Origin of the sequence: Pseudooceanicola batsensis HTCC2597, from assembly GCF_000152725.1 — a bacterium.
Lineage (GTDB): Bacteria > Pseudomonadota > Alphaproteobacteria > Rhodobacterales > Rhodobacteraceae > Pseudooceanicola > Pseudooceanicola batsensis.
Genome location: NZ_CH724131.1, coordinates 1,077,323 through 1,099,440, shown reverse-complemented (window position 1 = coordinate 1,099,440; position 22,118 = coordinate 1,077,323). Strand labels below are relative to the sequence as shown.

The 22,118-nt window shown below is 63.4% G+C and carries 27 protein-coding genes; 10 read left to right on the top strand and 17 right to left on the bottom strand.

Annotated elements, in window-relative coordinates; all coding sequences use genetic code 11:
• Positions 1–13: 13 nt before the first annotated feature.
• The 3 genes from OB2597_RS09310 to OB2597_RS09300 form a co-directional block, all read right to left on the bottom strand.
• Positions 14–901 (bottom strand): mechanosensitive ion channel family protein, encoded by an 888-nt coding sequence (locus tag OB2597_RS09310; protein WP_238529710.1) that lies wholly within the window; start codon positions 899–901, stop codon positions 14–16.
• 439 nt (positions 902–1,340) lie between these two features.
• The gene (gene rnk, locus OB2597_RS09305; protein ID WP_009805286.1) at positions 1,341–1,784 is read right to left on the bottom strand and encodes a nucleoside diphosphate kinase regulator; all 444 of its coding nucleotides are present in this window, start codon (positions 1,782–1,784) and stop codon (positions 1,341–1,343) included.
• An 84-nt stretch (positions 1,785–1,868) separates the two neighbouring features.
• Complete coding sequence (locus tag OB2597_RS09300; RefSeq protein WP_009805285.1) at positions 1,869–2,336, bottom strand: hypothetical protein; 468 nt, start codon at positions 2,334–2,336, stop codon at positions 1,869–1,871.
• Positions 2,337–2,589: 253 nt separating this feature from the next.
• Between OB2597_RS09300 and OB2597_RS09295 the strand changes: the two genes are divergently transcribed.
• Together OB2597_RS09295 and OB2597_RS09290 are read left to right on the top strand one after the other, a co-directional pair.
• Complete coding sequence (locus OB2597_RS09295; RefSeq protein ID WP_009805284.1) at positions 2,590–2,802, top strand: hypervirulence associated TUDOR domain-containing protein; 213 nt, start codon at positions 2,590–2,592, stop codon at positions 2,800–2,802.
• The gene (locus OB2597_RS09290; protein WP_009805283.1) at positions 2,799–3,332 is read left to right on the top strand and encodes a DUF488 domain-containing protein; all 534 of its coding nucleotides are present in this window, start codon (positions 2,799–2,801) and stop codon (positions 3,330–3,332) included. Before OB2597_RS09295 ends, OB2597_RS09290 begins: the two co-directional genes overlap by 4 nt.
• A 157-nt stretch (positions 3,333–3,489) precedes the next feature.
• On the opposite strand, the gene OB2597_RS22645 is transcribed toward OB2597_RS09290, so the two are convergent.
• From OB2597_RS22645 to OB2597_RS09270, 5 genes are all read right to left on the bottom strand, one after another.
• On the bottom strand, positions 3,490–3,780 hold the full coding sequence (locus tag OB2597_RS22645; protein ID WP_274377794.1) for a DUF1127 domain-containing protein: 291 nt from the start codon (positions 3,778–3,780) through the stop codon (positions 3,490–3,492).
• 984 nt (positions 3,781–4,764) lie between these two features.
• Positions 4,765–5,412 (bottom strand): cation diffusion facilitator family transporter, encoded by a 648-nt coding sequence (locus OB2597_RS09285; RefSeq protein WP_009805281.1) that lies wholly within the window; start codon positions 5,410–5,412, stop codon positions 4,765–4,767.
• Positions 5,413–6,207, bottom strand: coding sequence for a transglutaminase-like domain-containing protein (locus OB2597_RS09280; RefSeq protein WP_040609646.1), 795 nt, complete (start codon positions 6,205–6,207; stop codon positions 5,413–5,415).
• Between the two features lie 67 nt (positions 6,208–6,274).
• Positions 6,275–6,601: a YnfA family protein gene (locus OB2597_RS09275; protein WP_009805279.1), complete on the bottom strand. Its 327-nt coding sequence runs from the start codon at positions 6,599–6,601 to the stop codon at positions 6,275–6,277.
• Positions 6,601–7,029: a MerR family transcriptional regulator gene (locus OB2597_RS09270; RefSeq protein ID WP_009805278.1), complete on the bottom strand. Its 429-nt coding sequence runs from the start codon at positions 7,027–7,029 to the stop codon at positions 6,601–6,603. Before OB2597_RS09270 ends, OB2597_RS09275 begins: the two co-directional genes overlap by 1 nt.
• A gap of 168 nt (positions 7,030–7,197) precedes the next feature.
• Here OB2597_RS09270 and OB2597_RS09265 point away from each other — a divergent pair, with 168 nt between their 5' ends.
• The 7 genes from OB2597_RS09265 (at position 7,198) to OB2597_RS09235 (ending at position 12,861) form a co-directional block, all read left to right on the top strand.
• Positions 7,198–7,803: an SCO family protein gene (locus tag OB2597_RS09265; protein ID WP_050759225.1), complete on the top strand. Its 606-nt coding sequence runs from the start codon at positions 7,198–7,200 to the stop codon at positions 7,801–7,803.
• The gene (locus OB2597_RS09260; protein WP_009805276.1) at positions 7,796–8,218 is read left to right on the top strand and encodes a disulfide bond formation protein B; all 423 of its coding nucleotides are present in this window, start codon (positions 7,796–7,798) and stop codon (positions 8,216–8,218) included. Before OB2597_RS09265 ends, OB2597_RS09260 begins: the two co-directional genes overlap by 8 nt.
• Positions 8,215–8,868 carry a DsbA family protein gene (locus OB2597_RS09255; protein WP_009805275.1) on the top strand — a complete coding sequence of 218 codons (654 nt, stop codon included), beginning with the start codon at positions 8,215–8,217 and terminating at the stop codon, positions 8,866–8,868. The genes OB2597_RS09260 and OB2597_RS09255 overlap by 4 nt, the downstream gene beginning before the upstream one ends.
• Before the next feature lie 31 nt (positions 8,869–8,899).
• Positions 8,900–9,358 carry a copper chaperone PCu(A)C gene (locus OB2597_RS09250; protein WP_009805274.1) on the top strand — a complete coding sequence of 153 codons (459 nt, stop codon included), beginning with the start codon at positions 8,900–8,902 and terminating at the stop codon, positions 9,356–9,358.
• Entirely contained in the window at positions 9,358–9,969 is a 612-nt protein-coding gene (locus OB2597_RS09245; RefSeq protein WP_009805273.1) for an SCO family protein, read from the top strand. The genes OB2597_RS09250 and OB2597_RS09245 overlap by 1 nt, the downstream gene beginning before the upstream one ends.
• Positions 9,970–10,091: 122 nt before the next feature.
• The gene (locus tag OB2597_RS09240) at positions 10,092–12,380 is read left to right on the top strand and encodes a heavy metal translocating P-type ATPase (RefSeq protein ID WP_009805272.1); all 2,289 of its coding nucleotides are present in this window, start codon (positions 10,092–10,094) and stop codon (positions 12,378–12,380) included.
• A gap of 13 nt (positions 12,381–12,393) precedes the next feature.
• Positions 12,394–12,861 (top strand): DUF411 domain-containing protein, encoded by a 468-nt coding sequence (locus tag OB2597_RS09235; RefSeq protein ID WP_009805271.1) that lies wholly within the window; start codon positions 12,394–12,396, stop codon positions 12,859–12,861.
• 365 nt (positions 12,862–13,226) lie between these two features.
• On the opposite strand, the gene copM is transcribed toward OB2597_RS09235, so the two are convergent.
• Genes copM through OB2597_RS09220 form a run of 3 tightly spaced genes read right to left on the bottom strand, consistent with a single transcriptional unit; the run spans position 13,227 to position 15,452 of the window.
• The gene (copM, locus tag OB2597_RS09230) at positions 13,227–14,687 is read right to left on the bottom strand and encodes a CopM family metallochaperone (RefSeq protein WP_009805270.1); all 1,461 of its coding nucleotides are present in this window, start codon (positions 14,685–14,687) and stop codon (positions 13,227–13,229) included.
• Positions 14,688–14,720: 33 nt separating this feature from the next.
• Positions 14,721–15,020 (bottom strand): DUF6522 family protein, encoded by a 300-nt coding sequence (locus OB2597_RS09225; RefSeq protein ID WP_009805269.1) that lies wholly within the window; start codon positions 15,018–15,020, stop codon positions 14,721–14,723.
• A gap of 12 nt (positions 15,021–15,032) precedes the next feature.
• Positions 15,033–15,452 (bottom strand): Rrf2 family transcriptional regulator, encoded by a 420-nt coding sequence (locus tag OB2597_RS09220; RefSeq protein WP_009805268.1) that lies wholly within the window; start codon positions 15,450–15,452, stop codon positions 15,033–15,035.
• Between the two features lie 150 nt (positions 15,453–15,602).
• Here OB2597_RS09220 and OB2597_RS09215 point away from each other — a divergent pair, with 150 nt between their 5' ends.
• Entirely contained in the window at positions 15,603–15,998 is a 396-nt protein-coding gene (locus OB2597_RS09215) for a group III truncated hemoglobin (protein ID WP_009805267.1), read from the top strand.
• Positions 15,999–16,071: 73 nt separating this feature from the next.
• Here OB2597_RS09215 and OB2597_RS09210 read toward each other — a convergent pair whose 3' ends face one another.
• The 6 genes from OB2597_RS09210 to OB2597_RS09185 form a co-directional block, all read right to left on the bottom strand.
• A complete protein-coding gene (locus OB2597_RS09210) occupies positions 16,072–16,344 on the bottom strand; it encodes a pyocin activator PrtN family protein (protein WP_009805266.1) in 273 nt (90 codons plus the stop codon).
• Between the two features lie 197 nt (positions 16,345–16,541).
• Positions 16,542–17,087 carry an RNA 2'-phosphotransferase gene (locus tag OB2597_RS09205; RefSeq protein WP_040609640.1) on the bottom strand — a complete coding sequence of 182 codons (546 nt, stop codon included), beginning with the start codon at positions 17,085–17,087 and terminating at the stop codon, positions 16,542–16,544.
• Between the two features lie 357 nt (positions 17,088–17,444).
• Positions 17,445–17,852 (bottom strand): hypothetical protein, encoded by a 408-nt coding sequence (locus OB2597_RS09200; RefSeq protein ID WP_148234707.1) that lies wholly within the window; start codon positions 17,850–17,852, stop codon positions 17,445–17,447.
• Positions 17,849–18,241: a hypothetical protein gene (locus OB2597_RS09195; protein ID WP_009805263.1), complete on the bottom strand. Its 393-nt coding sequence runs from the start codon at positions 18,239–18,241 to the stop codon at positions 17,849–17,851. Before OB2597_RS09195 ends, OB2597_RS09200 begins: the two co-directional genes overlap by 4 nt.
• A 393-nt stretch (positions 18,242–18,634) precedes the next feature.
• Entirely contained in the window at positions 18,635–19,954 is a 1,320-nt protein-coding gene (locus OB2597_RS09190; protein WP_009805262.1) for a site-specific integrase, read from the bottom strand.
• A gap of 36 nt (positions 19,955–19,990) precedes the next feature.
• Positions 19,991–22,096, bottom strand: coding sequence for a tyrosine-type recombinase/integrase (locus tag OB2597_RS09185; RefSeq protein WP_084658686.1), 2,106 nt, complete (start codon positions 22,094–22,096; stop codon positions 19,991–19,993).
• Positions 22,097–22,118 lie beyond the last annotated feature (22 nt).

Below are 22,118 nucleotides of genomic sequence, written 5' to 3'. Positions count from 1 at the left end.
ATCATGTTCCTCGTCACGCCTCGAGACGTTTTCGTTCGGACGGCTCTGCGAAGACCCGCGCAACCTCCGCGTCATGCGCCAGAGGGTCGATTTCCGCGCTACGTGGCCGGTTCAACTCGATCTGCATGCGCGGGGTAGGGATCTTCGCCTGCCGCATCGCGTGGTCGATCAGGGACAGAACCTCGTCGCGGCAGTCGACGTCCCGCTCGAAACGGGACAGCCAGAAGCGGACAGCATAGGAGTTACTGTCGCTTCCCAACTCCTGCACCCGCACATCCGGGGGCGGGTCGGCCTGGATCACACGTGCTTGGCGCAAGGCCTTCAGGATCAGCGCCTTCGCGGTATCCACCGGAAGTTCACGCGTTAGCTTCAGCGACAACTGCGCACGATACTGCGGTTTCGGCGCGGAATAGTTGGTGATGCGTCTGCGGGCGATCTGGCTGTTCGGCAGAATCATGTAGGTCGAGTCCTGCGTCAGCACCCGCGTCGTGCGCCAGCCGATCTCGATGACCCGGCCGCGCGCGACCTGTTCGATTTCCACCCAGTCCCCAATCCGGTAGGGCGCCTCAATGCCGAGTGCGATGCCGGACAAAGTGTCGGCTACGACGTTCCGGATCGCGAATCCCAGCATCGCGAGTATCAGGCTCGAGCCCGCCAGCGCGCCAAGAAGACCCTGGCCAAGCAGAAGTGCGGCCGAGGCAACGACCGCGGCGAAGAACAGCAGAACGGCCACGAGATCCCGGAACAGACGCGGGTAAGGGCGCTTGTGGCGCCTCCGGCGATCGGCGAACAGGCCGAACAGCCGGCTTCCCAGCCAGGCCGCGGCGAGGCAACCGACAACGCCGCCTGCCAAGCGGACAGACAGCCCGACCCGCTGCTCGACCTCCCGGTCAAGGATCAACAGGCCGACGGCGACAAGAAGCAGGATCGAAGGCCAGATCAGCCGTCGGAGATAAGAGACCAGGTTCATGTCAGCAGCCCTGTCGCGCGAGCTGTGATGGCCGATGAAACCGGCACCGGAGGCAGGTCACGGTGGCGCCGGCGTGTCGCTCGACAGCGGAGCCGCAGCGACGACAGGAAAGCCGAATGATTGGAATGGTGTCGCCGAGAATGTGCCGACAGGTGGGGCAGCGATGAGCGGCTGCGCGGGGAAGCGATGTCTTGCAGGACGGGCAGGTAAGCGGAAGGTGACGATTCATGAGACCCTCTTTCAACGGGAAGGGAAGGCGCCGAAGCGGCGATTGCCGAAATCCCGGAAGGAGCGTCGTGGCTTCGTCAGCGCATCGAGCGGCTCCTTCCGGGCAGAACATGGGCTTCGGCAGGGCCCCGGGAATGTCGGTTCATTGTGCCTCCAGGCCTTCGGGGACATCCCGGGACGCAACGTGAAGCACGGTCAGAACCCGCCGCTCTCCGTCCCTGGTGTCCCAGTGGAGCGATGCGCCCTCTGCCAGTCCGATCAGGGCAACCCCGATCGGTGTCAGGATCGAGATCCGGCCGCGTGCGATGTCGGCGTCCTCGGGAAACACTGGCGTTACCCTCTTTTCCTGACCGGTCGTTTCGTCGCGATAGGTGACCGCGCGACCGATGGCCACAACGTTCTGCGGGAGTTTCGCCGCCGGAACGATACGGGCCCGCCCGATTTCGCCGAGCAGCCGGTCGGCAAGGTCCGGATTGCGCTGGATCGCGCCCTCTGCAAGTGCCTCGAGCCTTCTCAGGCAGTCAGCACCTATGACGACCTTGGGCCGCAGGCCGGTGCCGCGAGAGGTGGAGCGTTGTTTGTTCATCGTAGTTTCCTTTCCAACTACTGGTGGTGTGAGTGAATTATGGGTGGCGATAGTCCCTGACCCGCCACGGGACGGATCAAAGCATCAGGCCGCGGCATGGTCCGGAGACGGATGCACATCCAGCACGACGACCGTCTCGATCTGACCGTCGTCCCGCAGGAGCGGCACCTTCTGTAGTTTTCGCATCCCGATCAGGGTCGCCCCAAGCAAGGATGCGACGAGAACGTGACCCGGGATCGGCACCGGGCTCATGGAAAGCGCTCCTGTGCGCGCTCCCTCACCGCTGATCATGTAGGTGACGTGGCATCCGGCCACGACGAGCTCGGGCGGAGCCGGCTCCGGAGCTCCGCGCGAGATCCGTAGCTTGTGGCGCAGAAGCCCGTTCAAGAGCGGTGGATTGGGCGCATTCTTGGTTCCGCGGTGGCGGAGCAGGCGCTCGATGCCAAGCCGATCCTCAACGGTGAGGAGAAAGCCTGTCTCGACAGCGGAGCGCTCGAAGAGTGATCGAAAGTCACTGCCCGCAGGCAGATGGGTGATCCTGGTGATGGTCATGACGTGTCTCCCGGGGCGGCGAAGCCCGCGTTCTCAATTCAAGGATTTGAGAAAGCCCCGGGTGGTCGAAGGCGCGCTTATGCGCAGACCGCCCGGGGACCCGGGCGGTTCAGAAGCAGAAACCGGAAAAGGTTCTCGTGCGTGACCATGAGGAGAGCTTAGCCATTGGGGACAGGCTGTCAATCGCGGGCATCGGACCCGATCTGGAACGGATCAAGAGGCACAGCTGTTGAGCAGGTCAAGGAGGTGACCGATGGCGAAATTTTCTAAAGGCGACCATGTAAGCTGGAGTTCCGAGGCGGGCCGCGTGAGCGGCCACATCGTGAAGGTCCACGAGGCGGATTTCGACTACAAGGGCCATCGTCGGCGCGCGTCGAAGGAGGAGCCGCAATACGAGATCGAGAGCGACAAGACCGACCATATCGCGGCGCATAAGGAGGACGCGCTGACCAAGCTCGACTCGTGAGTGGGGGGTTCGCGACCATCGGACATTCCAACCGGTCGCCGCAGACGGTCATCGACATGCTGCGCGAGGCCGGGGTCCGGCTCCTGATCGATGTGCGCTCATTCCCGAAGTCGCGGACCAATCCGGATTTCAATGATGACAGCTTTCCTCAGAAATTGGCCGATCATCAGATCGGCTACCGTCACATGCTGGCCCTCGGCGGTCGTCGCCCGAAGCAACCCGGTGTTGACGACGACCTGAACGCTTTCTGGCGCGTGCGGAGCTTCCACAATTACGCGGACTACGCCCTCAGCGACGATTTCCAGCAAGCGTTGGCCGATCTCGAGCAGCTCGGCCGCGACCAGTCCCTTGCGATGATGTGCTCGGAGGCCGTCTGGTGGCGTTGCCACCGTCGGATCATCACAGACTACCTGCTGCTTCACGGACACAAGGTCCAGCATCTGATGGCTCCCGGTCGGATCGACGCGGCCCGGCCGTCGGAAGGAGCGCGACTGCGCAACGACGGGACGGTAATCTATCGTCCGGATTGAAGCCGGAGCGGTTTCCGAACCAGAGATCGAAAACGCCGCCACGAGAATCCGCTTTCAACATCTGGGACATCACATCTTTCTCTCCACCTCGGACCGTTTGGGAAGGATGCGCACCATTGCGATGCAATGGTGCGATTGCCTATGCGAGAATGTGGAGCTATGCCGCGCGGTCGCAACGCAGCCTGTAGCTCTGCTCTACGTCCGGGGAGACCGGACGCACGGCCCATTCGCGATCCGTAAAAACATCCACGACGCGCGGGATATCGCTGCGCTCGATCCCGATGTCGCGTAGCAGGCGATCGTCCATTCCTTGTAGGGTTTGGATCATCTTCCGGCGCTCCCGATTGCGGAATGCGGTCCGGAACCATTCCCAAAAAGCCCCCGACTTGCGATTGTGCTGACCAGGTATTCGGTTAGCTGGGAGATGAGGAGGGGTTGGCTTGAACATGTTAAGGTGCATGACGTGCTCCATGGCGAGGAATTGAACCGAGACTTCCGCACCACTGCCGTCGACCCGTCTGCGAACTGACAGGATCGACCGCTCACGATGGCGCGTTCGTCGCTTCGACTGATCTGTATGAGATCGAGGAAACCCCGAGGCGCGGACAGGCAAGCGGCCTGATCCCGCCCGGGGCTACCGGCGGTTCAGTGTGCTTCCTGCGTAAAGCAGGAACCTCGTATGAAGCCTGAACTTGGTCATACTCGGAATATCGGCGCTCCGCGCGTGCTTATCAAGGGCGCGACGCGGCCCGCGATCTTCTGGCACCGTCCGTTGGTGCCATGAGGGCGGACGACGCCGAGCAAGCCCCTTACCAGACGTCTCGTATGGCCAGCGCCAAGTCCCAACTGCAAAGGGGCTTTTAGCAAACGCGCTGCTTCGCAGAAATCTGCGAGCGCGCGGTCGCGTCGGATGCCGGGTATGCGGACCTTACTCCCGTTCGCCGCGCATGCTCAGTTTGTGCCGCGGCCGCGAAGTTCACCGTGAGGTAGGGCGGACTCCGGCCATTCGCTACGTGCGCACAGGCGCTCCGGTGGTAAGCACGAAGCGGACGTTCAGCCAGTAAACCAGTCCGGCATACACATGATCGGCACGAAGGGCGGGATGCGGACATTTTCTGCAAAAGCGAGGCAAGCACGCCGGTCAAATGGAAGCAGACATTCGGGTCTCTCTCAAATAGGACTTGTTCGGCACTCCTGAAAAGTCGTTCCGAATTTGTGGGGGCCCACTAACGCAGTGCATTTCTTGCGGTCAGTTCGTGCATATTCGGGCAGTGTCCGAGCACGTGGTGGAATTTGGCACCGCGCCGGCGGTGTAGCCGGGGTGTCCATGGAGGGCATCGATTATGCGCGGCTGAGCTCGAGTTCTGAAGAAAATTTTTCTAAGGTCATGCTACACCTCCCGGGCTGCTCCTGTATATGTCCCGGGTGCCCATCAAGCCTGCGCTTCTCCGTCGACTTCGTCCCGGTCCACGCGCCACGCATCGCGGGTCGCCTCAATGCCTTCCCATGCGACGTAGGGCACGATGGCCAGAGCCGCGACGGGATCGGCCCACCACCACCCCATAGTCTCGGTAAGGATCAGGCCCGCCAACACCACGATTGTTTGATACTGGCAGATCAGGGTGTCCTTTGCGTCATACTTGAGCGACGGCGCGTCCAGCTTACTGCCGTAGCGGTATTTGCCCCACGCCAGGAACGGATTAACCAACAAAGCCACGATTAGGATTCCGATGCCGAGCCACGAAAACGCCGGAGCCTGCTGTGAGATGAACTTGCCGATCGCCTCGTAGAGAATGAACGCCACCACGATCCAGAAGGCCGCCGCCACCACGGAAAGAGCGATTTTCTTCCGCCGCACGAGGTCTCTACGGCTGATCTCCGCCTCCTCTCCGTGCAGTCGCCAGATCATTGTTCCCGCGGACGCTCCTTCCACGGTGCTGTCGAGTCCCCAACTGATCAGCGCCGCACTGCCTGAAAGGAAACCCGCAGTCAGCGAGATGGCAACCTCGATGGCATTGTAGACCAGGCTGGCGATTTCGACGTATCGCCCGTGTCGCAGCCATTGTTTCCGGTTATCCAATCAGGCCTCCTTCGGAGCACGCCGATTTACTGTATCCGCGACCTCCTTGCCGAGTGGCCCGAGTCGTTTGAGCCTGGGGATGCGCGGAACCTGGCCGGAGCGGATCGCCCGCACCCGGGCATTCATCCAGTGCCGGACGATGCCGCGGTAGATCAGATCTCGAAGCGGGCCGAATTGCTGGCGATGCTCGATGTAGAACAGGTCCGGCGTATCGTATGTTCCGAAATCGCGGGCGATGCCGGTCTTCTGGATGTAGGTGTCCCGCCCGGCCCATTCGACCGGCGGCGCGCTCAGGCAGTCGGTTCCGACGCCGTATCCGCAGAAGCTCTCCGTGCCCGCGAACGCCTGTTGAAGAGAACCGAGGAAGGCCTTGTCGAGGATGAAACCCTCAAGCTCGACCCACCGCCCATCCGTCTGGACCTCGACCCAGGAATGCAGGATCTCGTCCGGCGCGATCGGATAGACGGCTTCGGGGACCACGCCGCGCTGGAGTGCTTTGTGAATGGTGAAACCATGAAGGCGGCAGGGCACGCCGAGCGCGCGCAGCAGCGCCATCAGGAGCGTGCCCTTCGTGTTGCACTGGCCGTAGCCGTCCGCCAACACCTCGGAGGCGGGGATGTCGTCGGCGCGGTTGTAACCGAAGAGGATCTCGTCCCGGACGAAGTCGTAGGTGGCCCCGATGCGGTCATGCTCGGGAAGCCGGAGCCACCCCCGGTCCTCGATCAGGCGCGCTATGCCCTCCGAGCGGAAGTCGAGCAGCGGGGTGGCGTCAAGCAAGCGGGTCTCGTCGATCATGATCGGCTCCATCGAATCGGATCATGATCATGGTGATTGCTACAGCGACTGTAGCTTCAAGTCCTTTTTACGCGGCTCGCGGCGCCGCAAGGATGACGAGGGCGCCGATGAGGCAGAGGGTAGCCCCGGCTATGTCCCACCCATCCGGCCTCTGCCCCTCGGCGGTCCACATCCAGAGCAGCGAGGCGGCGATGTAGACCCCGCCATAGGCGGCGAAGGCGCGCCCCGCGAAGCCCGTCTCGACTTGTGCAAGCAGCCAGCCGAAGATTGCGAGGCTCGCTACGCCCGGCATGAGCCAAAGCGCTGAGGCGCCGTTCCGCCACCAGGCCCAGATGGCGAAACATCCAGCGATTTCGGCCAGCGCGGCGAGAGGATAGACGAAGGCGGCCGACATCAAGCGCCGGTCGCGTGGTGATCGGCGAGGCATTCTTCGTGGTCGCGCAGCACCTCGAGGATGCGGCAATCGGCAACCCTGTCGGCACTGCACTCGCTGATCATCCGTCGCAGTTCGCTCCGGAGCGCTTCGAGCCGGTCGATGCGCGCCTCGACCTCGCGAAGCTGTCTGTGGGCGACCGCATCAACCTGCGCACAGGACCGTTCCGGGCTGTCGGAGAGTTCAAGCAGTTCCCGGATCGCCTCCAGCGAGAAGCCAAGTTGCCGGGAATGGCGGATGAAGGCGAGCCGGTCGAGATCCTTGTCGCCATAGCGGCGCTGCCCGCCTTCGGTCCGTCCCGGCTCGGGCAGAAGCCCGATCTGTTCGTAATAGCGGATGGTCTGCACCTTGGTGCCGGTGCGCTTGGCGAGCGTGCCGATCGGCAGCATGGGAAGCCTCCTGATTGCTACAGTCTGTGTAGGTTTATTGCCCAGATCAGACAAGAGCTTCACGAACCCGTAAGGATCGACATTCCAACCGGGAAAGTTCTTGAACCTCTACCCACTGTAGCTTGTATGCAGCCGCCAGACCGAAGAACTGCGAGGTATTCCGGGCGGATGACGAGACTTCAGAAGGGTTTATGGGCGGCAGTGGCTGTCGCCGCGCTCGCCGCGGCGGGACTTGCGGCCTACGGATCACGCGCGCCGAACGGCACGGCAAGCGCCGCCCCGTCGGTGAAAGCTGATTTCGAGCTGACGGGCCACGACGGTGTCATGCGCACGGAGGATGATTTCAAGGGCAAGTGGACGCTTGTCTTCTTCGGCTTCACGAACTGCCCCGACGTCTGCCCGACAACGCTGGCGGAGATCGCGCAGACTCTGGATGATCTCGGTCCGAAAGCCGAAGCGGTTCAGCCGCTCTTCATCTCGGTCGACAGTGACCGCGACCGCCCGGGGGACCTGGCCGAATACGTGCCGCAGTTCCATCCGTCGATCCTGGGCCTTGCCGGCACGCCCGAGCAGATCAAGGACGCCGCCGCGTCCTTCAAGATCTTCTACGAGCGCGTCCCGGAGGACACGGCGCCCGACGGATACACGATGGGCCATACGAGCCAGGTGTTCCTCTTCGACCCGGATGGCGGCTTCGTGCGGCTCTACGGTTACGGAACACCCGCCCCAGAGATAACCGCAGACCTCCGCGCGCGGATCGACGCGCATGGATAGCTTGCGCGGTGAGACGGCCCTGTTCTTGGCATGGCTCGTGGCGCTCGGAGCCTCGCTTGCAGTGCTGTTCATCGGCGAGGTTTTGGGCCAGACACCCTGTTCGCTCTGCTGGTTCCAGCGCGCCTTCATGTTTCCGCTGGCCGTCCTGCTCGGGCTCGGGCTCTGGTGGCGCGACCTTGGCGCCGGCCGCTACGGCGCTGTGCTCGCGCTGGCCGGCGCCGCGATCGCGCTCTGGCACGTCGCACTCTATGCCGGGCTGATCCCGGAGCGCATCCAGCCCTGCGCGGCCAGCGGCCCCTCCTGCACCGACGCCAACCAGCTGATCCTCGGCGTGCCGCTCCCGGCGCTGGCTCTTCTGTCCTTCCTTGCCATCGCGGCGCTCTGTGCCCTCTCGCAAAAGGGTGTTTCCGCATGACTCGCAGACCGATCATCCTGTCCATTCTCGCGCTCGCGCTCGTCCTCTTCGCGGGTGCCGCATGGTTCGTCTCTCGTTCGGATGCCGGGGCCGAAACCGTGCCGCCCGAGGTGGCCGAGGCGCTGGTGCGGCCGTGGTCTCCGGTTCTGGGCCGCGAGGAGGCGCCCGTGACCATCGTCGAGTTCTTCGACCCCGCCTGCGAAGCCTGCCGCGCCTTCCACCCGATCGTGAAAGACATCATGGCAGAACATGGCGACGCCGTGCGGGTCGTGGTGCGTTACACGCCCTTTCATGGCAAAATCTCCGAAGTCGCGATCCGCGTTCTGGAAGCCGCCCGGATGCAGGGCGTCTTCGAGCCGGTGATGGATGCGCTGATGCGCGAGCAGCCCCGCTGGGCATCCCATGGCGGAATGCGACCCGACCTGATCATGCCGATCGCCGGCGAGGCCGGGCTCGACGTCGCGGCGGCCGAGACGCAGATCCGTGCGCCCGACATCGTCGCCGTCCTCAATCGGGACCGCAGCGACGTCGAGGCGGTCGGCGTCCGTCAAACCCCCACTTTCTTCGTGAACGAACGTCCGCTCGAACCCTTCGGGGAGGCCGAACTCCGCGCACTCGTCGCGGAAGAGGTCCGCCGCGCGGGGACCTGAACGGACGATTCAAAGCATCTGGAGACTACGCATGAGATTTTCTGCGACGACAGCCCTGGCCCTTGCGCTTCTGACCGCGGCGCCCCCTGTTCTCGCCGGCGGGGAAGACGTCGTGGCCAGGGACGCCTGGTCACGCGCCTCGATCGGGACGAGCCGACCCGGCGCGGCCTACATGACACTGCAAAACAACGGGGGCGAGCCCGTCGTGGTGACTGGACTGCGCACCGATCTCGCGATGATGCCGATGATCCACGCCACCGCCACGGATGAGCACGGGGTCTCCCGGATGACGCACATGGAGGAGCTTGAGATCCCGGCTGGCGAGGCCGTGGCGCTCGCTCCTGGCGGGCTGCACCTGATGCTCATGGACCTTCAGCGCCCGATGGTCGAAGGCGAGATCTTTTCCCTGACCGTAGATTTCTCTGATGGCGAGAAAATCTCCGTCGAGGTCCCGATCCTCGGCATCGCTGCGCGCGTTCCGGCGGACTGATGCAAAGGCGGAGCTTTCTGATCTACGGCGTGGCCGGGATTGGCGCGATCGCAACGACACTCGGGATCGGCTGGTGGCGGGTGGACGGTCCCGGCGCGGATGCACCGGTCGGCAAACGCCCCCTGCCACTGACCGAGATGTCCTTCCGGCTGACGGATCACGAGGGGAAGTCTGTCGGCCCGCAGACTCTCCTGGGTCGCGCCTCGCTCGTCTTCTTCGGGTTCACCTACTGCCCGGAGGTCTGTCCGACGACGCTGTCTGACATCTCAATCTGGTTCGATGGGCTCGGCGAGGACGCGGCGGATCTGAACGTCGTGCTCATCACGGTCGATCCGGAACGCGACACGGTCGAGGCGCTCGCCGAGTATGTCGGCTATTTTCATCCTGCGATCCGCGGCTGGACGGGGACGACGTCGCAGGTCGATCAGGCGACAAGCGACTTCCGGGTGCGCTACGAGAAGAGGCCGATGGAGGGCGGCGGCTACACGATGAACCACACATCGGGTGTTTTCCTGTTCGATGCCGATGGGCGCCACGTGAGCATCATCGACTATCACGAGCCGCGTGAGTTTGCTCTCCCAAAGATCCGGCGGGCGATGGGCGCGCAGTAAGACGGGACCAGCTGAAGCGCTGACAACGCCAGAGCCGGATGAATTCCTCATTTCGGCTTGAACCTACAGTTGCTGTAGGTCGTATATCCACATCCGATCGGGAATCACGACGGAGAACCATCATGGCCGACGGGAGCGCAGGACAACGCGAGTGGCGCGTGACGGGCATGGATTGCGGGTCCTGCGCCGCGAAGGTGCGCGGGGCGGTCGAACGTCTGCCTGGTGTGGCGGATGTCGACGTCGCGCTGATGGCCGAACGGCTGCGCCTGACGCTGGACGAGAGCCAGACACCGCCCGAGCGCATCGAGAAGGCAGTGCGTGGCGTCGGCTTTGGCATCGCGCCCAAAGGCGCGCGCCCGGAAAAGCCCAAGGGCGGCTTCGTCCTGCCGAACGGAGCCTTTCCAGATGCTGCGGAGAGATCGGCGACCGACAGCGAGCCGCAGGAAAACGACGAGCCGGCCGAAGAGGCGCCGAGATCGTGGATGAAATCCTCCAAAGGCCGCCTCGTGATCGGCACCGGCGCACTGCTTGCCGCGGCTTGGGCGTCCCGCCTCATCTTCCCGGCAGAGATTGCCCACTGGGTGTTCGTCCTGGCAACCCTCGTCGGGATCGTGCCGGTGGCGCAGCGCGCCTTCGCCATGACGCGGGCCGGCATGCCCTTCACCATCGAGATGCTGATGACCATCGCCGCCGGCGGCGCGCTGGTGATCGGCGAGCCGGAAGAGGCGGCGCTGGTCGTCTTCCTCTTCGCCGTGGGCGAGCTTCTCGAAGGTGTTTCGGCCGGCAAGGCACGCGACAGCATCCGGGCGCTCTCGAAGCTCGTGCCGAAGACGGCGCGGCTCGAAGTGGGCGGGAAGACACGTGAGGTCTCGGCCGAGAAGCTCCAGGTCGGCCAGGTCGTTCAGGTCCGTCCCGGCGACCGTGTCCCCTGCGACGGCGAGGTGATTGATGGCACGTCGGGTGTCGACGAGAGCCCGGTGACTGGCGAGAGTGTCCCGAGCCTCAAGGAGCCGGGCGCGGAGGTTTTCGCCGGGTCGATCAACGCCGAGGCGCTTCTGCGCGTGCGGGTCACGAAGGCGGCCGAGGACAACACCATCGCCCGCATCGTGCGGCTCGTGGAGGAGGCCGAGAGCGCCCGCGCGCCGACCGAGCGCTTCATCGACCGGTTCAGCCGGGTCTACATGCCCGCCGTGGTCGGGGCAGCTGTTCTCGTCGCCATGGTCCCTCCGCTGGCCTTCGGCCTGGCCTGGGGCGAATGGGTCTATCGTGCGCTGGCGCTGCTGCTGATCGGCTGCCCCTGCGCGCTGGTGATCTCGGTGCCGGCCTCGATCACTTCGGCGCTGTCGACCGGGGCCCGCAACGGCCTGTTGATGAAGGGCGGCGCTGTGATCGAGGCGGCGGCCCGCACGACCCATGTCGCCTTCGACAAGACGGGGACGCTGACGCATGGCAAGCCCCGCGTGACAGATGTCTCGGTGTTGAGTGGAAGCGACGACGATCTCATGGCGCTTGCCGCCGGGGTCGAGAGCGGCGCGAGCCACCCTCTCGGACAGGCGATCTCCGCCGAGGCCGAAAGGCGGGGCGTGGACGCGGCGGCGGCGACCGGAGGTCGCGCGCTTCCCGGCAAGGGGGCGGAAGCGTCGATCGACGGCGTAACCGTCAGCGTGGGCTCCCCGCGGCTGGCAAACGAGCGCGGCGCACTCACGGACGACCTGCGGACCCGCGTGGCGGCGCTGGAAGCCGAAGGCAAGACGGTGGTCATCGTGTTGCGCGATGACGTGCCCCAGGGCCTCATCGCGCTCAGGGACGAACCGCGCGCCGATGCGGCGGACGCCGTCGCGCAACTGCGCGGGCTCGGCATCTCTTCGGTCATGCTGACCGGGGACAACCCGCGCACGGCCCAGGCCATCGCCGAGGGGCTCGGGATCGAGCATCGCTCGGAGCTCATGCCCGAAGACAAGGTGACGGCGATCCGCGATCTGACGACGGACGCCCGTGTGATGATGATCGGCGACGGGATCAACGACGCGCCCGCGCTCGCGGCGGCGCATGTCGGCGTTGCCATGGGCTCGGGCACCGACGTGGCGCTCGAGACGGCCGACGCGGCGATCCTGCGCAATCGCGTGACCGACGTGGCGGGCAAGGTCCGGCTCGCCCGGGCAACCATGTCGAACATCCGCCAGAACATCGCGATCGCGCTCGGGCTCAAGGCGGTATTCCTCGTGACTACCGTGCTCGGGATCACCGGCCTCTGGATCGCTATCCTCGCCGACACCGGCGCCACCGTGCTTGTGACGATGAACGCGCTCCGACTGCTGTTCTTCCAACCCACCGGCACGCCTAAATCCACGGGGCGCGTCGGTCGGAACGCCGGGAAGGCCCGCCCCGATCACACATCCGCAACGACTTGAAAAGGAGACACCGATGATCCTTACCCGCCGCGCCATGATAGCCTACGCCGCAAGCTTTGCCGCGGTGGCGCCGACCGCCGGACTGACCCAGGATGCTCCCTCGATCCACGTCTTGAAAGATCAGAACTGTGGATGCTGCGCCGCCTGGATCGAGATCCTGAAGGAGGACGGCTTTACCGTCACCACCGAGCGCAGCTTCGGCACCCTCCTGATCCGGCACAAGCTCGAGAACGGCATCCCCCAGAGCATGACCTCCTGTCATACCGGCGAGATCGGCGGTTACATGATCGAGGGACACGTGCCGATGGCCGACATTCATAGGCTGCTTTCCGAGCGCCCCGATGCCGTCGGGCTCGCCGTTCCCGGCATGCCTTACGGGTCGCCGGGCATGGGTCCAGAGGATGAGCGCGAAGCCTACGATGTGTTCCTGATCCGCAAGGATGGCAGCACGGAGATCTTCTCAAGCTACGAGGCTGCCTGAGGGCACAAGGATCGCCGTCAGGTCGCTGCGCATATTCCACACCTTGCAGTTGCAGCGGAGGTCCGGAAAGACCCGCTTTCCCGAAGCGCGACAACGCACCCCTTTAGCGAGCACAGCGAATGGCCGGTTCGGTGAAGCTGCATTGCAGCGTGCCCAGCCCCGAAGAATGGCTGGTTGGGGCCGCTCACACCGGACATCACGTTGCTGCACATGCAGACTGGGGCTGGAGCGCTTCGTTCAGTCTCGGCTCATAGCGGACATCTCCCAGAAGTGACTGGGTCGTCCGCAGCATATAGCGGAATCCGGCTCCTTTGCGGCAGACGTGATCCGGTGCCGCATCGAGATGCGGCACCGAAAAGACGCAATCAGCCGCCGGGCATCTCGATCCCGCGCGCGTCAAGCCAAGCGCGCATGGCGTCGATCTCTTGTTGCTGTTCAGCGATAATGTGTCGGGCCAGGCCCATGTTCTCGGCATCGGTGCCGGCGGCGAGCTGGATGCGGGCCATGTCGATGGCCCCCTGGTGGTGAGGGATCATTCCAAGCACGAAGGCCACGTCGGGGTCCTCGTGCCGGAGGCCGGCCATCATCTCGTCGTGCATCCCCATCATCGACTGCGCATAGGCGTCGGCGACGGAGGTGTCGCCAAGCTCGGCCGGCGTGATCGGCGGGAGCTCATCGCCCTCGCGCAGGGTCTCCATGGCCTGAGGCCCGTGCGGATGCTCCAGCGAATAGGAGTGCGTCGCCATCTCGCCCTCCTCAGCCATTATCTCGGCCATCGTCCGGGTATCGGTGCCGTAGAAGGCCGCGTGCAGGCCCCAGTAGGCTGTGGCGAAAATCACCAGCGCGCCCGCCAAGCCGATCGGAACACCGACAAGCGCGCGCCTGATCCAGGACCAGAAATGCAGTTCTCGGGTATGGTCGACCGCGATCACGACAATGATCGCCATGATCAGTGCGTGGCCGATCAGGTCGACGCGACCGAAGGGGTAGACTGCGGCATTGAAGATCACGAAGAGCGCGATCGCGGATAGGCGCCGCACCAGTGGCGTGGCAAGCAGGCCGAAGCCCATGGTGAACTCCGCGACACCTGCCATCGGGATGAACATGTCGCGCGGGATGCCGAAGGTCAGGAACGGCTTCTCCTCGACCAGCGGGTAGAACCATTCGGGGTAGGCGAACTTCTCCAGGCTCGACCACATCAGTGCGATCGCGACACCCCAGCGGAGCACCTCGAAACGGTGCTTGCGCCAGTCCTCCCGCTCTGAGGACTCGAGGACCAGGTAGGCCGCCACGGCGACGCCGAGCGCCAGGTAATCGAGCAGGTGGAACGGGTCGTAATCGCGCAGGGCGAGCACCCAGAGGAAGATGATCCCGGCCGCCGAAAGCGGCATGGTCTTGCGCGAGACAATCCCGGCGGCGATCAGGAGCTGAAGCCAGCTCACCCATTCGGCCGGGGTCTTGAGGTCGGGCGTCAGGTATACGCCGCCAACCGAGAAGATCGCGACGAAGAAGCCCGCGACCACGATACGGACGAAGTCATCGAGCCTAAACCAGAGCGGGTTCGTGACGCGATCCATCGCGTCGAGCGCCGTCTCTCCGGCGGCAGTGCGCTCGACGAGACGCGTGGCGATGAAGAAGACCAGCACCAGAACGATTCCGGTCCAGAACCAGGGATCAGCCAGGGTCCGGGTGATTGGCGCCGGCGCCGCGTCGACGATGTAGGGCGCGAACCACTTCACATGGGCCGAGGCCGCAGCCGGCGCCAGCGCGCCGGTGAGCGCGAGGGCGATGCCAAGGCCTGGTTTGCGGGGGAGGGAGGACAGCATGATGGATGCCCCTTTATTGTGAGGGATTGGTGATCAGATCTTCGCGCTCATGGTCGCGAGGTCGATCGGACCTGCGGCCGGCGCGTGTGCAGGGAAGGTCGCGCGCGACAGGATCGTGCCGCTCCGGTCGACGACGAGACGCAACGCGCGGCCTCCGCAATAGAAGGTCAGACGCCAGCGGCCGGCGTCCTCGTCGATACCGGTCTCGCACCGGCTGGTGATCTCTCCGGCACGGAGCTTTGCGGGGACGTCGGCAGGCGGAAGTTTGAAAGCAGCACTCACTGTCTCCGCGTCGACCACAAAGCCATCGGTGCTGAAAGTCACGTTGCTCATGACGCTCTCCTTTCAAGCCACGGCTGGCGCAGGCGCCGGCAAGGCGACGTCGGCCAGCGTCGAGCGGTCAAGCTCAGCCAGGAAAGCCGCCTCCGCAGCGTAGAGCTTGCCTTTCAGGCGACAGACCGGGGTGACGCAGCAGGCTCCGTCCGGAGAGAAACACTCGACGAGTGCCTGATCCTGCTCGAGGAGCCGCACGAGATCTCCAAGTCCTATCTCGCTGGCGGGAAGTGCAAGAATCGCACCGCCGCCGGCGCCGCGGCGCGTGGCGACGAAGCCGTGCCGAGCGAGGCGCTGAACGACCTTGTTCAGGTGATTGCGGGAGATACCGAACTCGTCCGCGATCTCCGCCGTCGAGAAGGCGCGCTCCGGGACACTGGCCATGCGCATGAGCGCCCGAAGCCCGTAATCCGTGAAACTGGTCAGGCGCATCTGGCGACCCCGCTATGAATAAGTATTTCCAATACCTATTATAAATTCTATCCTGCTCCCGCAACAATCGCTCACGCCAGGTCAGCCATGTCTCAGACGCAAGCCTCTATCCCGCCGATCCGCTCCACACGTCCTGCCATGACCTTGGAAATGATGGAGAGGACCGGTCTCAGCGAAGCTGTGCTCACCGACCTGGTGCATGGCTTCTACGGCAAGATCCGCCTCGATCCGGTGCTTGGTCCGATCTTCGCGGAACGGATTACCGACTGGCGACCCCATCTCGAGAAGATGGTCGACTTCTGGTCATCTGTCGCTCTGATGACCGGGCGCTATCACGGTGCGCCGGTGCCGAAGCACGAGGGTTTGCCCGTGATCTGGGCTCACTTCGAGCGTTGGCTCGAGCTTTTCCGGGAGACGGCCGGCGAGGTCTGCACGCCGGAGGGCGCTGTGCATGTGATCGAGCGGGCGGAACGGATCGCCCGATCGCTGCATATGGCCAGCCAAGATGCGCGGCAGCGGGCCGGATGTGCGCCCAACCTGGGTTAACGGTGTCAGGCTGGCCAGCGCGAGCCTGACACGCGATCTCCAGGCGCGATTTCGAGATCAGATGTTGATCGGATCATGCCGCTCGCTTCACTGCCAACTTGCGTGCTTCTTCAGCGCGGTCGTGGAGGTAGTTTGCGAGATCGGTGACCAATACGCCTTTCCGGGATTTTCGATTTCCAGGCTCCATTTCCATGATTGGCAAGGGTATGTCACCCTTTCTGACCTTTCGCATGAACTTCTCCACCGAAGTATCGAAGTAGTGAGTGGCGATCCTCTCCAGATCGACGAGAGGGTCGCCTTCATTGAAGGCAAGGATGGTCATCAGCGTGTATGGCAGTAGGTTCATGTCAGTTGTCCAATTGTTCGCCGCCGTCATGGGCCGCTGCCAGAAGAGTGGGTGCGGTTCAGGTAAGGCGGGAGAAATTTTTTTGCTTGGTCGTTTTGCGCCCGCATGGGGCTCATTGTGCCGCGCAAAAAACTGAACTATGGCAGTATGTTAGGCGGGGCTCTGGTGTGTATTGAAGCGCGCTTGTCCGGGCGGAGCTACGGGTCGTGCCTTGGCGCGAAGGCGAGAAATTGCGCGGGGACCTGTCGGGTAAGCCAGACACCGTTGTCGGCTACCCAGAATTGATGCCCGCCCCGCGACATCGCGCCCGCTTCCACGCTGAGCACGATTGGCTTGCCGTGACGCGTGCCCACGTCGAGTGCCGTGTCGACATCGGCGCTGAGATGCACGAACTGGCGTCGCCCCGAGAGCAATCCAGACTGAAAGATCGAATCCAGTGATTGTCTGTTTGTGCCATGATAGAGCACCGCCGGCGGGCTCTGGGGAGCGAGGGTGAGGTCGACCGCGAGCGAGTGCCCTTGGGCGGCTCGGATACGCTCTCCTCCCTCGGAGAGGGTAAAGCGCCTCTTGTTATCATCCGCAACAAGCCGGACGAGATGCCCCCGCGACATTCCCCGACCAGCCCGTCTCAGGGCGCGCAGCAGCAGGTCAACCTCGACCCATCCACCGGGTTTCAGTGTTAGCCCAAGCAATTCCGGCTCATGACGCAGAACGCGGCTGAGAAAACGGCCTTCACGCGACATGGTAATCCCGCAGTAGCGGCCGTTCGACGCCGCAACTTTTCGGACCGGCCATACATGCTGCTGCAAGACATGCGCATTGGACTTTGTTAGCCATCCTGTTGCAGGCACCGACGACCGCGACCCAAGTCGCAGTGTAATTTCCGGTAACCTCATCTTCACGGAGAGAGTTCTCGGTCCGCGTCGTCGATAACCGTGCGCCCGCGTAGCAGGCTCTCAGCCGCGGCGCCTCGAGATTGCGCGAGATGCGGACCTCGCTCAGGTCCAGTTGCAGTTTCACTGTAATTCTCCTGTAAGCGGCTTCCGACGGTGGCCCGTAACGTGCAGTCAAGACGGCGCATCTCGCGATGCGCCGCGGAGTCACAGGTCGAAGAGCTGATTGGCGATGACGCAGGCCTGGACGGCGTCGAGTGCCGCCTGCACGAGGGTGGCCAGCTCGACGAGTTCATCCTGCGCAAGCTGTAGCGCCCCTGCACGTTCGCTGCGGACGGCCACCTTGTAACCGCACTCAGGATCATGCTCGTGACCGTGCCACGCGTAGGAAGTCTCCCTCTCCGCCTCCTCGCCCACGCGAAGGATGAGTGTTTCGATGTCGCGAAGGAAAGCTTCATTGACAATGTTGCGAGAGGCGATCCTGCGACTGATGTCACCGGCGAAGGTGCGATGTCGCGGATCGAGGATCGGTATGATCTTCACGTCGAGGCGTTTGCGCACGCGGCGGGATTGACCGAGGGCGTCGGCGACGATCTCCGAGATTCTGTCCATCATGCCGCCTCCTTTACCGCCAGAGCAGGAAACGCTCGCAACGCCTGGAGGCCCCTCTCCAGAGCCTCGGCGCAAACGCGCGCGTCATCGGCAATTGGGTCGTCTGGATGCACCGCGGCGAAGCGGGCGGCTTCGTCGCTTTCGATGTCATCCGCGAATTCCAACGTCAGAAGCCGGTGCAGTTCGATCAGTTCCTCCTCCACCACCTCGGGCGACGCTCCGCTTGCCATGGCCTCGGCCACCACGCCCGCACGGCGTGTCCAAGGCTCTCCGCCGAGGAGGTCGGCTGCCGCAACGAGCCGATTAAAATCGGCTCGGAGCCAAGCAACGAACTCGCCGCGTTGTTCAGCGGCCCGAAGCGTGGCGCGCATGCTTTTGCTGTTGTCGTTCATACTGAATCTCCTTCGAGGATTCCGGGTCCAGATGACCCGTCAAGCCCGAACCGCGCTTCCGGTCCGGCATAGCGATGAACTCTCCTTCTGTTTCTTCTCCTCATTCTGATAGTGGCCGGCTTGGCCGCGCCCTCATGAGAGGGGCGCGGACCGAGCAGGTCCACAATCCAACGCATTTTCGATGAAAGTCGATGCTTGATCGCTGCGAAGCGAGTTAATGATGCGGTGCCAAAAGGACGGTGGTTCGAGGAAGTTGCAGCGGTCGGCGGAAGAAGTTGAAAACGGGGTGCCGTCATCCCGTGCGGATGATGACACCCCGTTTTTAACTCGATGCGGAAATAGCGGAAATTGCGGCGACACTCAGCGGTGGGCGGGGACTGAATTCGGTCTGCATCATAGGGCGAGATCCGTCGGCGTGGTGCGGCAACTGTCGATATAGTGCCCGAACTCGGCAGCCGCTTTTGCTGCGGTCGAATGGTCGTAGTGGTCGCCGGTGCCGATGTCGGCGTGGTCGAGCAGCGCCTTCGTCGCGAGACGGCCTCCGACCAGGTTTTCCGCGGCATCGGTGCCGACATTGTCCCGCAGTCGATGGATCGGGATACGAACTCCAAGCTTCTTCTCGGTGATCTCCGCCGACAATCGCCCAATCCGCTTTTCACTGATCGACTGGCCCGGCGCATGAACGGAAGGGAAGAGACAAGAGCCGTCATCGAAAAGCGGCCGGTAGCAGCGGTAGTATTCCTCCAGCGCCGCCACGAGGCGTGCGTTGTGCCACACGATGTCGAAGGGGTCGCCGGCCTTTTGGTCCTCACGCCTCTTCAACATCCGCGCAGGGATACGGACATGCAGGCGATCAGGCTGCTCGGACCAAAGAGTTGTTCCCGCCTGGAGCGCCGAGATTGCGCGTGCCCGCTGCGGCAAGGCGGTGCCCAAGACCAAGATCAACCCATTGCGGAAGATCGTCGCCGCTCGGACGCCACGGATGGATTTGCTCTGCGCTTCCTCGATCTGCCGAAACCCCAGGTCGTAGATAGCGACGGCGCCCACAAGTTGGTCTCCGGTCTTCGTCGGAGACCCGCCCGCGCGGCCTTTTTCGCGCCAGTAGCGGCACACGAACTCCCTCGCGGACGAGTCGGCCCAGGGCGCAATGATTGCCAGCCCCGCCTTGATCCGAGAGAGATAGTCCGCCGCCGTTCTGACTGAGACCCCGTGGTCGGTGTTGGTCGGGTTGGTCAGCCATAGCGCGTAGCAATGCAGGTCCGACCCCGATGGGATCAAGCCGGCGCCGCAACTGCGCGCATAGTCGACATAGCGACCAAGCGCGGTCGTGACCGCCCCGAGATAGTCTGAGCTCAGAATGGGGAGACCGGACGTGACCTTACCTGCCTCGGATCGGTCGAGAATTTCCCGTAGCGAGCTCTGCCATTCCGGAGGTAGGCGCTCGATCGCGGTGCTGGCCATTTTCCATCGGCTGACCTTGGGAGCTTTCGCCGCGACACGAGCTTGCCGCAAGACAACCGCGAAGTGGCTTGTCCGCTCCGGTCCCCACGTGGCGGCGGCGACATGTTGCAGGTATGCGAACTCCTGGAAAGCGACCTCACCGACCGCCGCCATCCGCCCGTGCAGATGCTCGGACAGCTCGCTCATGCCGGGAACGGCTTGCGCGGGCCCGGCTGACCGGAAGTCGGCGAGCATGTCGATATGGGGATTCATGCTTATTCTCCTGTCGAGCCGCGTCGGTCAGGGCGCCTATGCGGCCCTGACCTTACCGGAAGTGGACTTGCTGTTGAGATGTTCGTTCCAGGCGTCGAAGACGAGGCTTGGATCGAGCTCGGCATAGTAGTCTATCGTCGTCTGGAGGCGCGTATGGCCCAGCATCCGCTTGACCTTGGGCAAGTTGTCGATGCTCTGTTTCAGCCAGATCCACCCGATGAGATGTCGATAGAGATGCGGATTGATCCTGGTGCCAACCTTCTCGTTGAGCACGCGGGTGACGCGCTTCAGAATGGTCTTGTAAGGCTGCCCGACCTCCTCTTTCCGGACTTGTGCGGGGAAAAGGTAGGGATTCCGATCATCGCCGCTGACGAGGCACTTTGCCCTCACCGTCTCGAGGTAGGACCTCAGGAGCTTGCTTTGCCTCCCATCGAGGAACAGAGTGAGGTCTTCGTCATCCGGGCCGCGCATTTTTACGTGCACCGCGGGAACGGTGATGCGCGCCTGCTCGCCTTGCCAGCTGATCCAGTCCATTCGGGCATTGATCAGGTTGTCGCTGCGAGGCGCGTTCCGGAGCAGGATCTCATGCGCGAGCGCCGCCATGACCTTCCTGCCCAGTTCGGCATCGATGACATCGACGCGGGCGGGCAGCACCCCGTGCTTCTTGCGGTGGGCCACCCGCCGACGATCGATCTCGGCGTTCACGTCGGCGATGATCTCGTCGCCCAGATCGATGGTGCGTTGGATTCGCTGTTCGTCGAATTCGCGTAACTTTGCCTTGTTGCGCGGCGCGATGCCCCTGCGCTTGCGGTCATGTATTCTGACCAAATTGTCGATCCGCACCAGGTCATCTTTTGACCGGCGCTGAAAACCCTTGGCGATCTTTCGCGCGCACTTCAGAACGCCCCCCAGATACCCGCTTGAAAATTCACCCACGTTGGCCTCCCTGATGCCATCAACGGCGGTCTCCAGGAAGTCCGGATCAAGCAGTTCCTCCATGGATTCCGGCACGATGTCGACGGTCGCGACGGTCGCTTTCGCCAGCGACACGATGTAGCCCCGACGTTTTTCCAGCGTCTTCGTCGACCACTTCTCCTTGTCGGTTAAGAATCCGTTCGCTGCCAATACATCGTCATTCGTCCGTGTCTCCTCGACCGGTTTCTGACCAGGACGCGCGGCTTTCTCCGCACGCCGCTTCTGCAACAGCGCCTTCCGTTCGGAAACCGATCCTTCGCGTTTGTCCAAGTCCTCGATGAACGCAGCAAGCGACTGACCTGTCCGGGACATCTCACCCATGGCCCACGGCGCCACATCCCGATCAAATTCCTTCATCAGGTCGGCGACGACTTCGTCCGCAACGCCATATTTACCAGAGTATTTGCCAAAGGGGTGCTCCACGGGTCGAAAGCCGTAAGTCTGCAAGGCCGCGTTCCCGCTGGCATCCTTCAGAAACTTGGCGACTTCGATGACATGTTGCCGGCACTTTTCCTTTGTCTTCGACGACACCTCGAGCCGCTCTGAATAGTAGGCTGCGAGCGTATCCGTCGTGACATCCCGGATCTGCATCTTCCGGTCATGCAGGAACACCAGGAAAGGACGAGCCACACCTACCTGCCATTCTCGGAGACCGCTCTCATCGTCTGAGATCGCCATCAGGATGTCCGCATGCTCCCCGGTAAGATCACGAGAACCACGCTTCCGGTTGCGCACTCCCAACTGGCTGACGATGTCGATCGCCTCGCTCGAATAGGTCGCGTAGCTGCCTTTCGTCAGATTGAACTCCGCAGAATGATGGGTTCGGAGGAATTCGACGACCTCGCGACGACACACGATAGTTGTTTCAGGAACCCAACCAGTCACGCGCGTCAGCCACCGCACCCTGGCCGCCTTGCGTTTCTCGCCCTCCGCGTCGAAGCGGGCAAGAAGGTCTGAGTAGTAGATGGGCGGGTGCTCCAAGCACGCGAAGAGATCAGTTCCCGTCGTGCGCGATAGGGCCGCGAGCGTCGTAGCTCGAGGATTCAGGCCGGGGATGCGAAGAATGTCTTTCACTGCACTCTCGCCGAGACCGGAGCGGACTGACAGCGATCGTTTCGATTCCCCGCTGGCTTCGAGGTAGTTCTTCAAGGTTTCGACGAGGGTCATGGTCTGTCTCCTGATCTGGCGA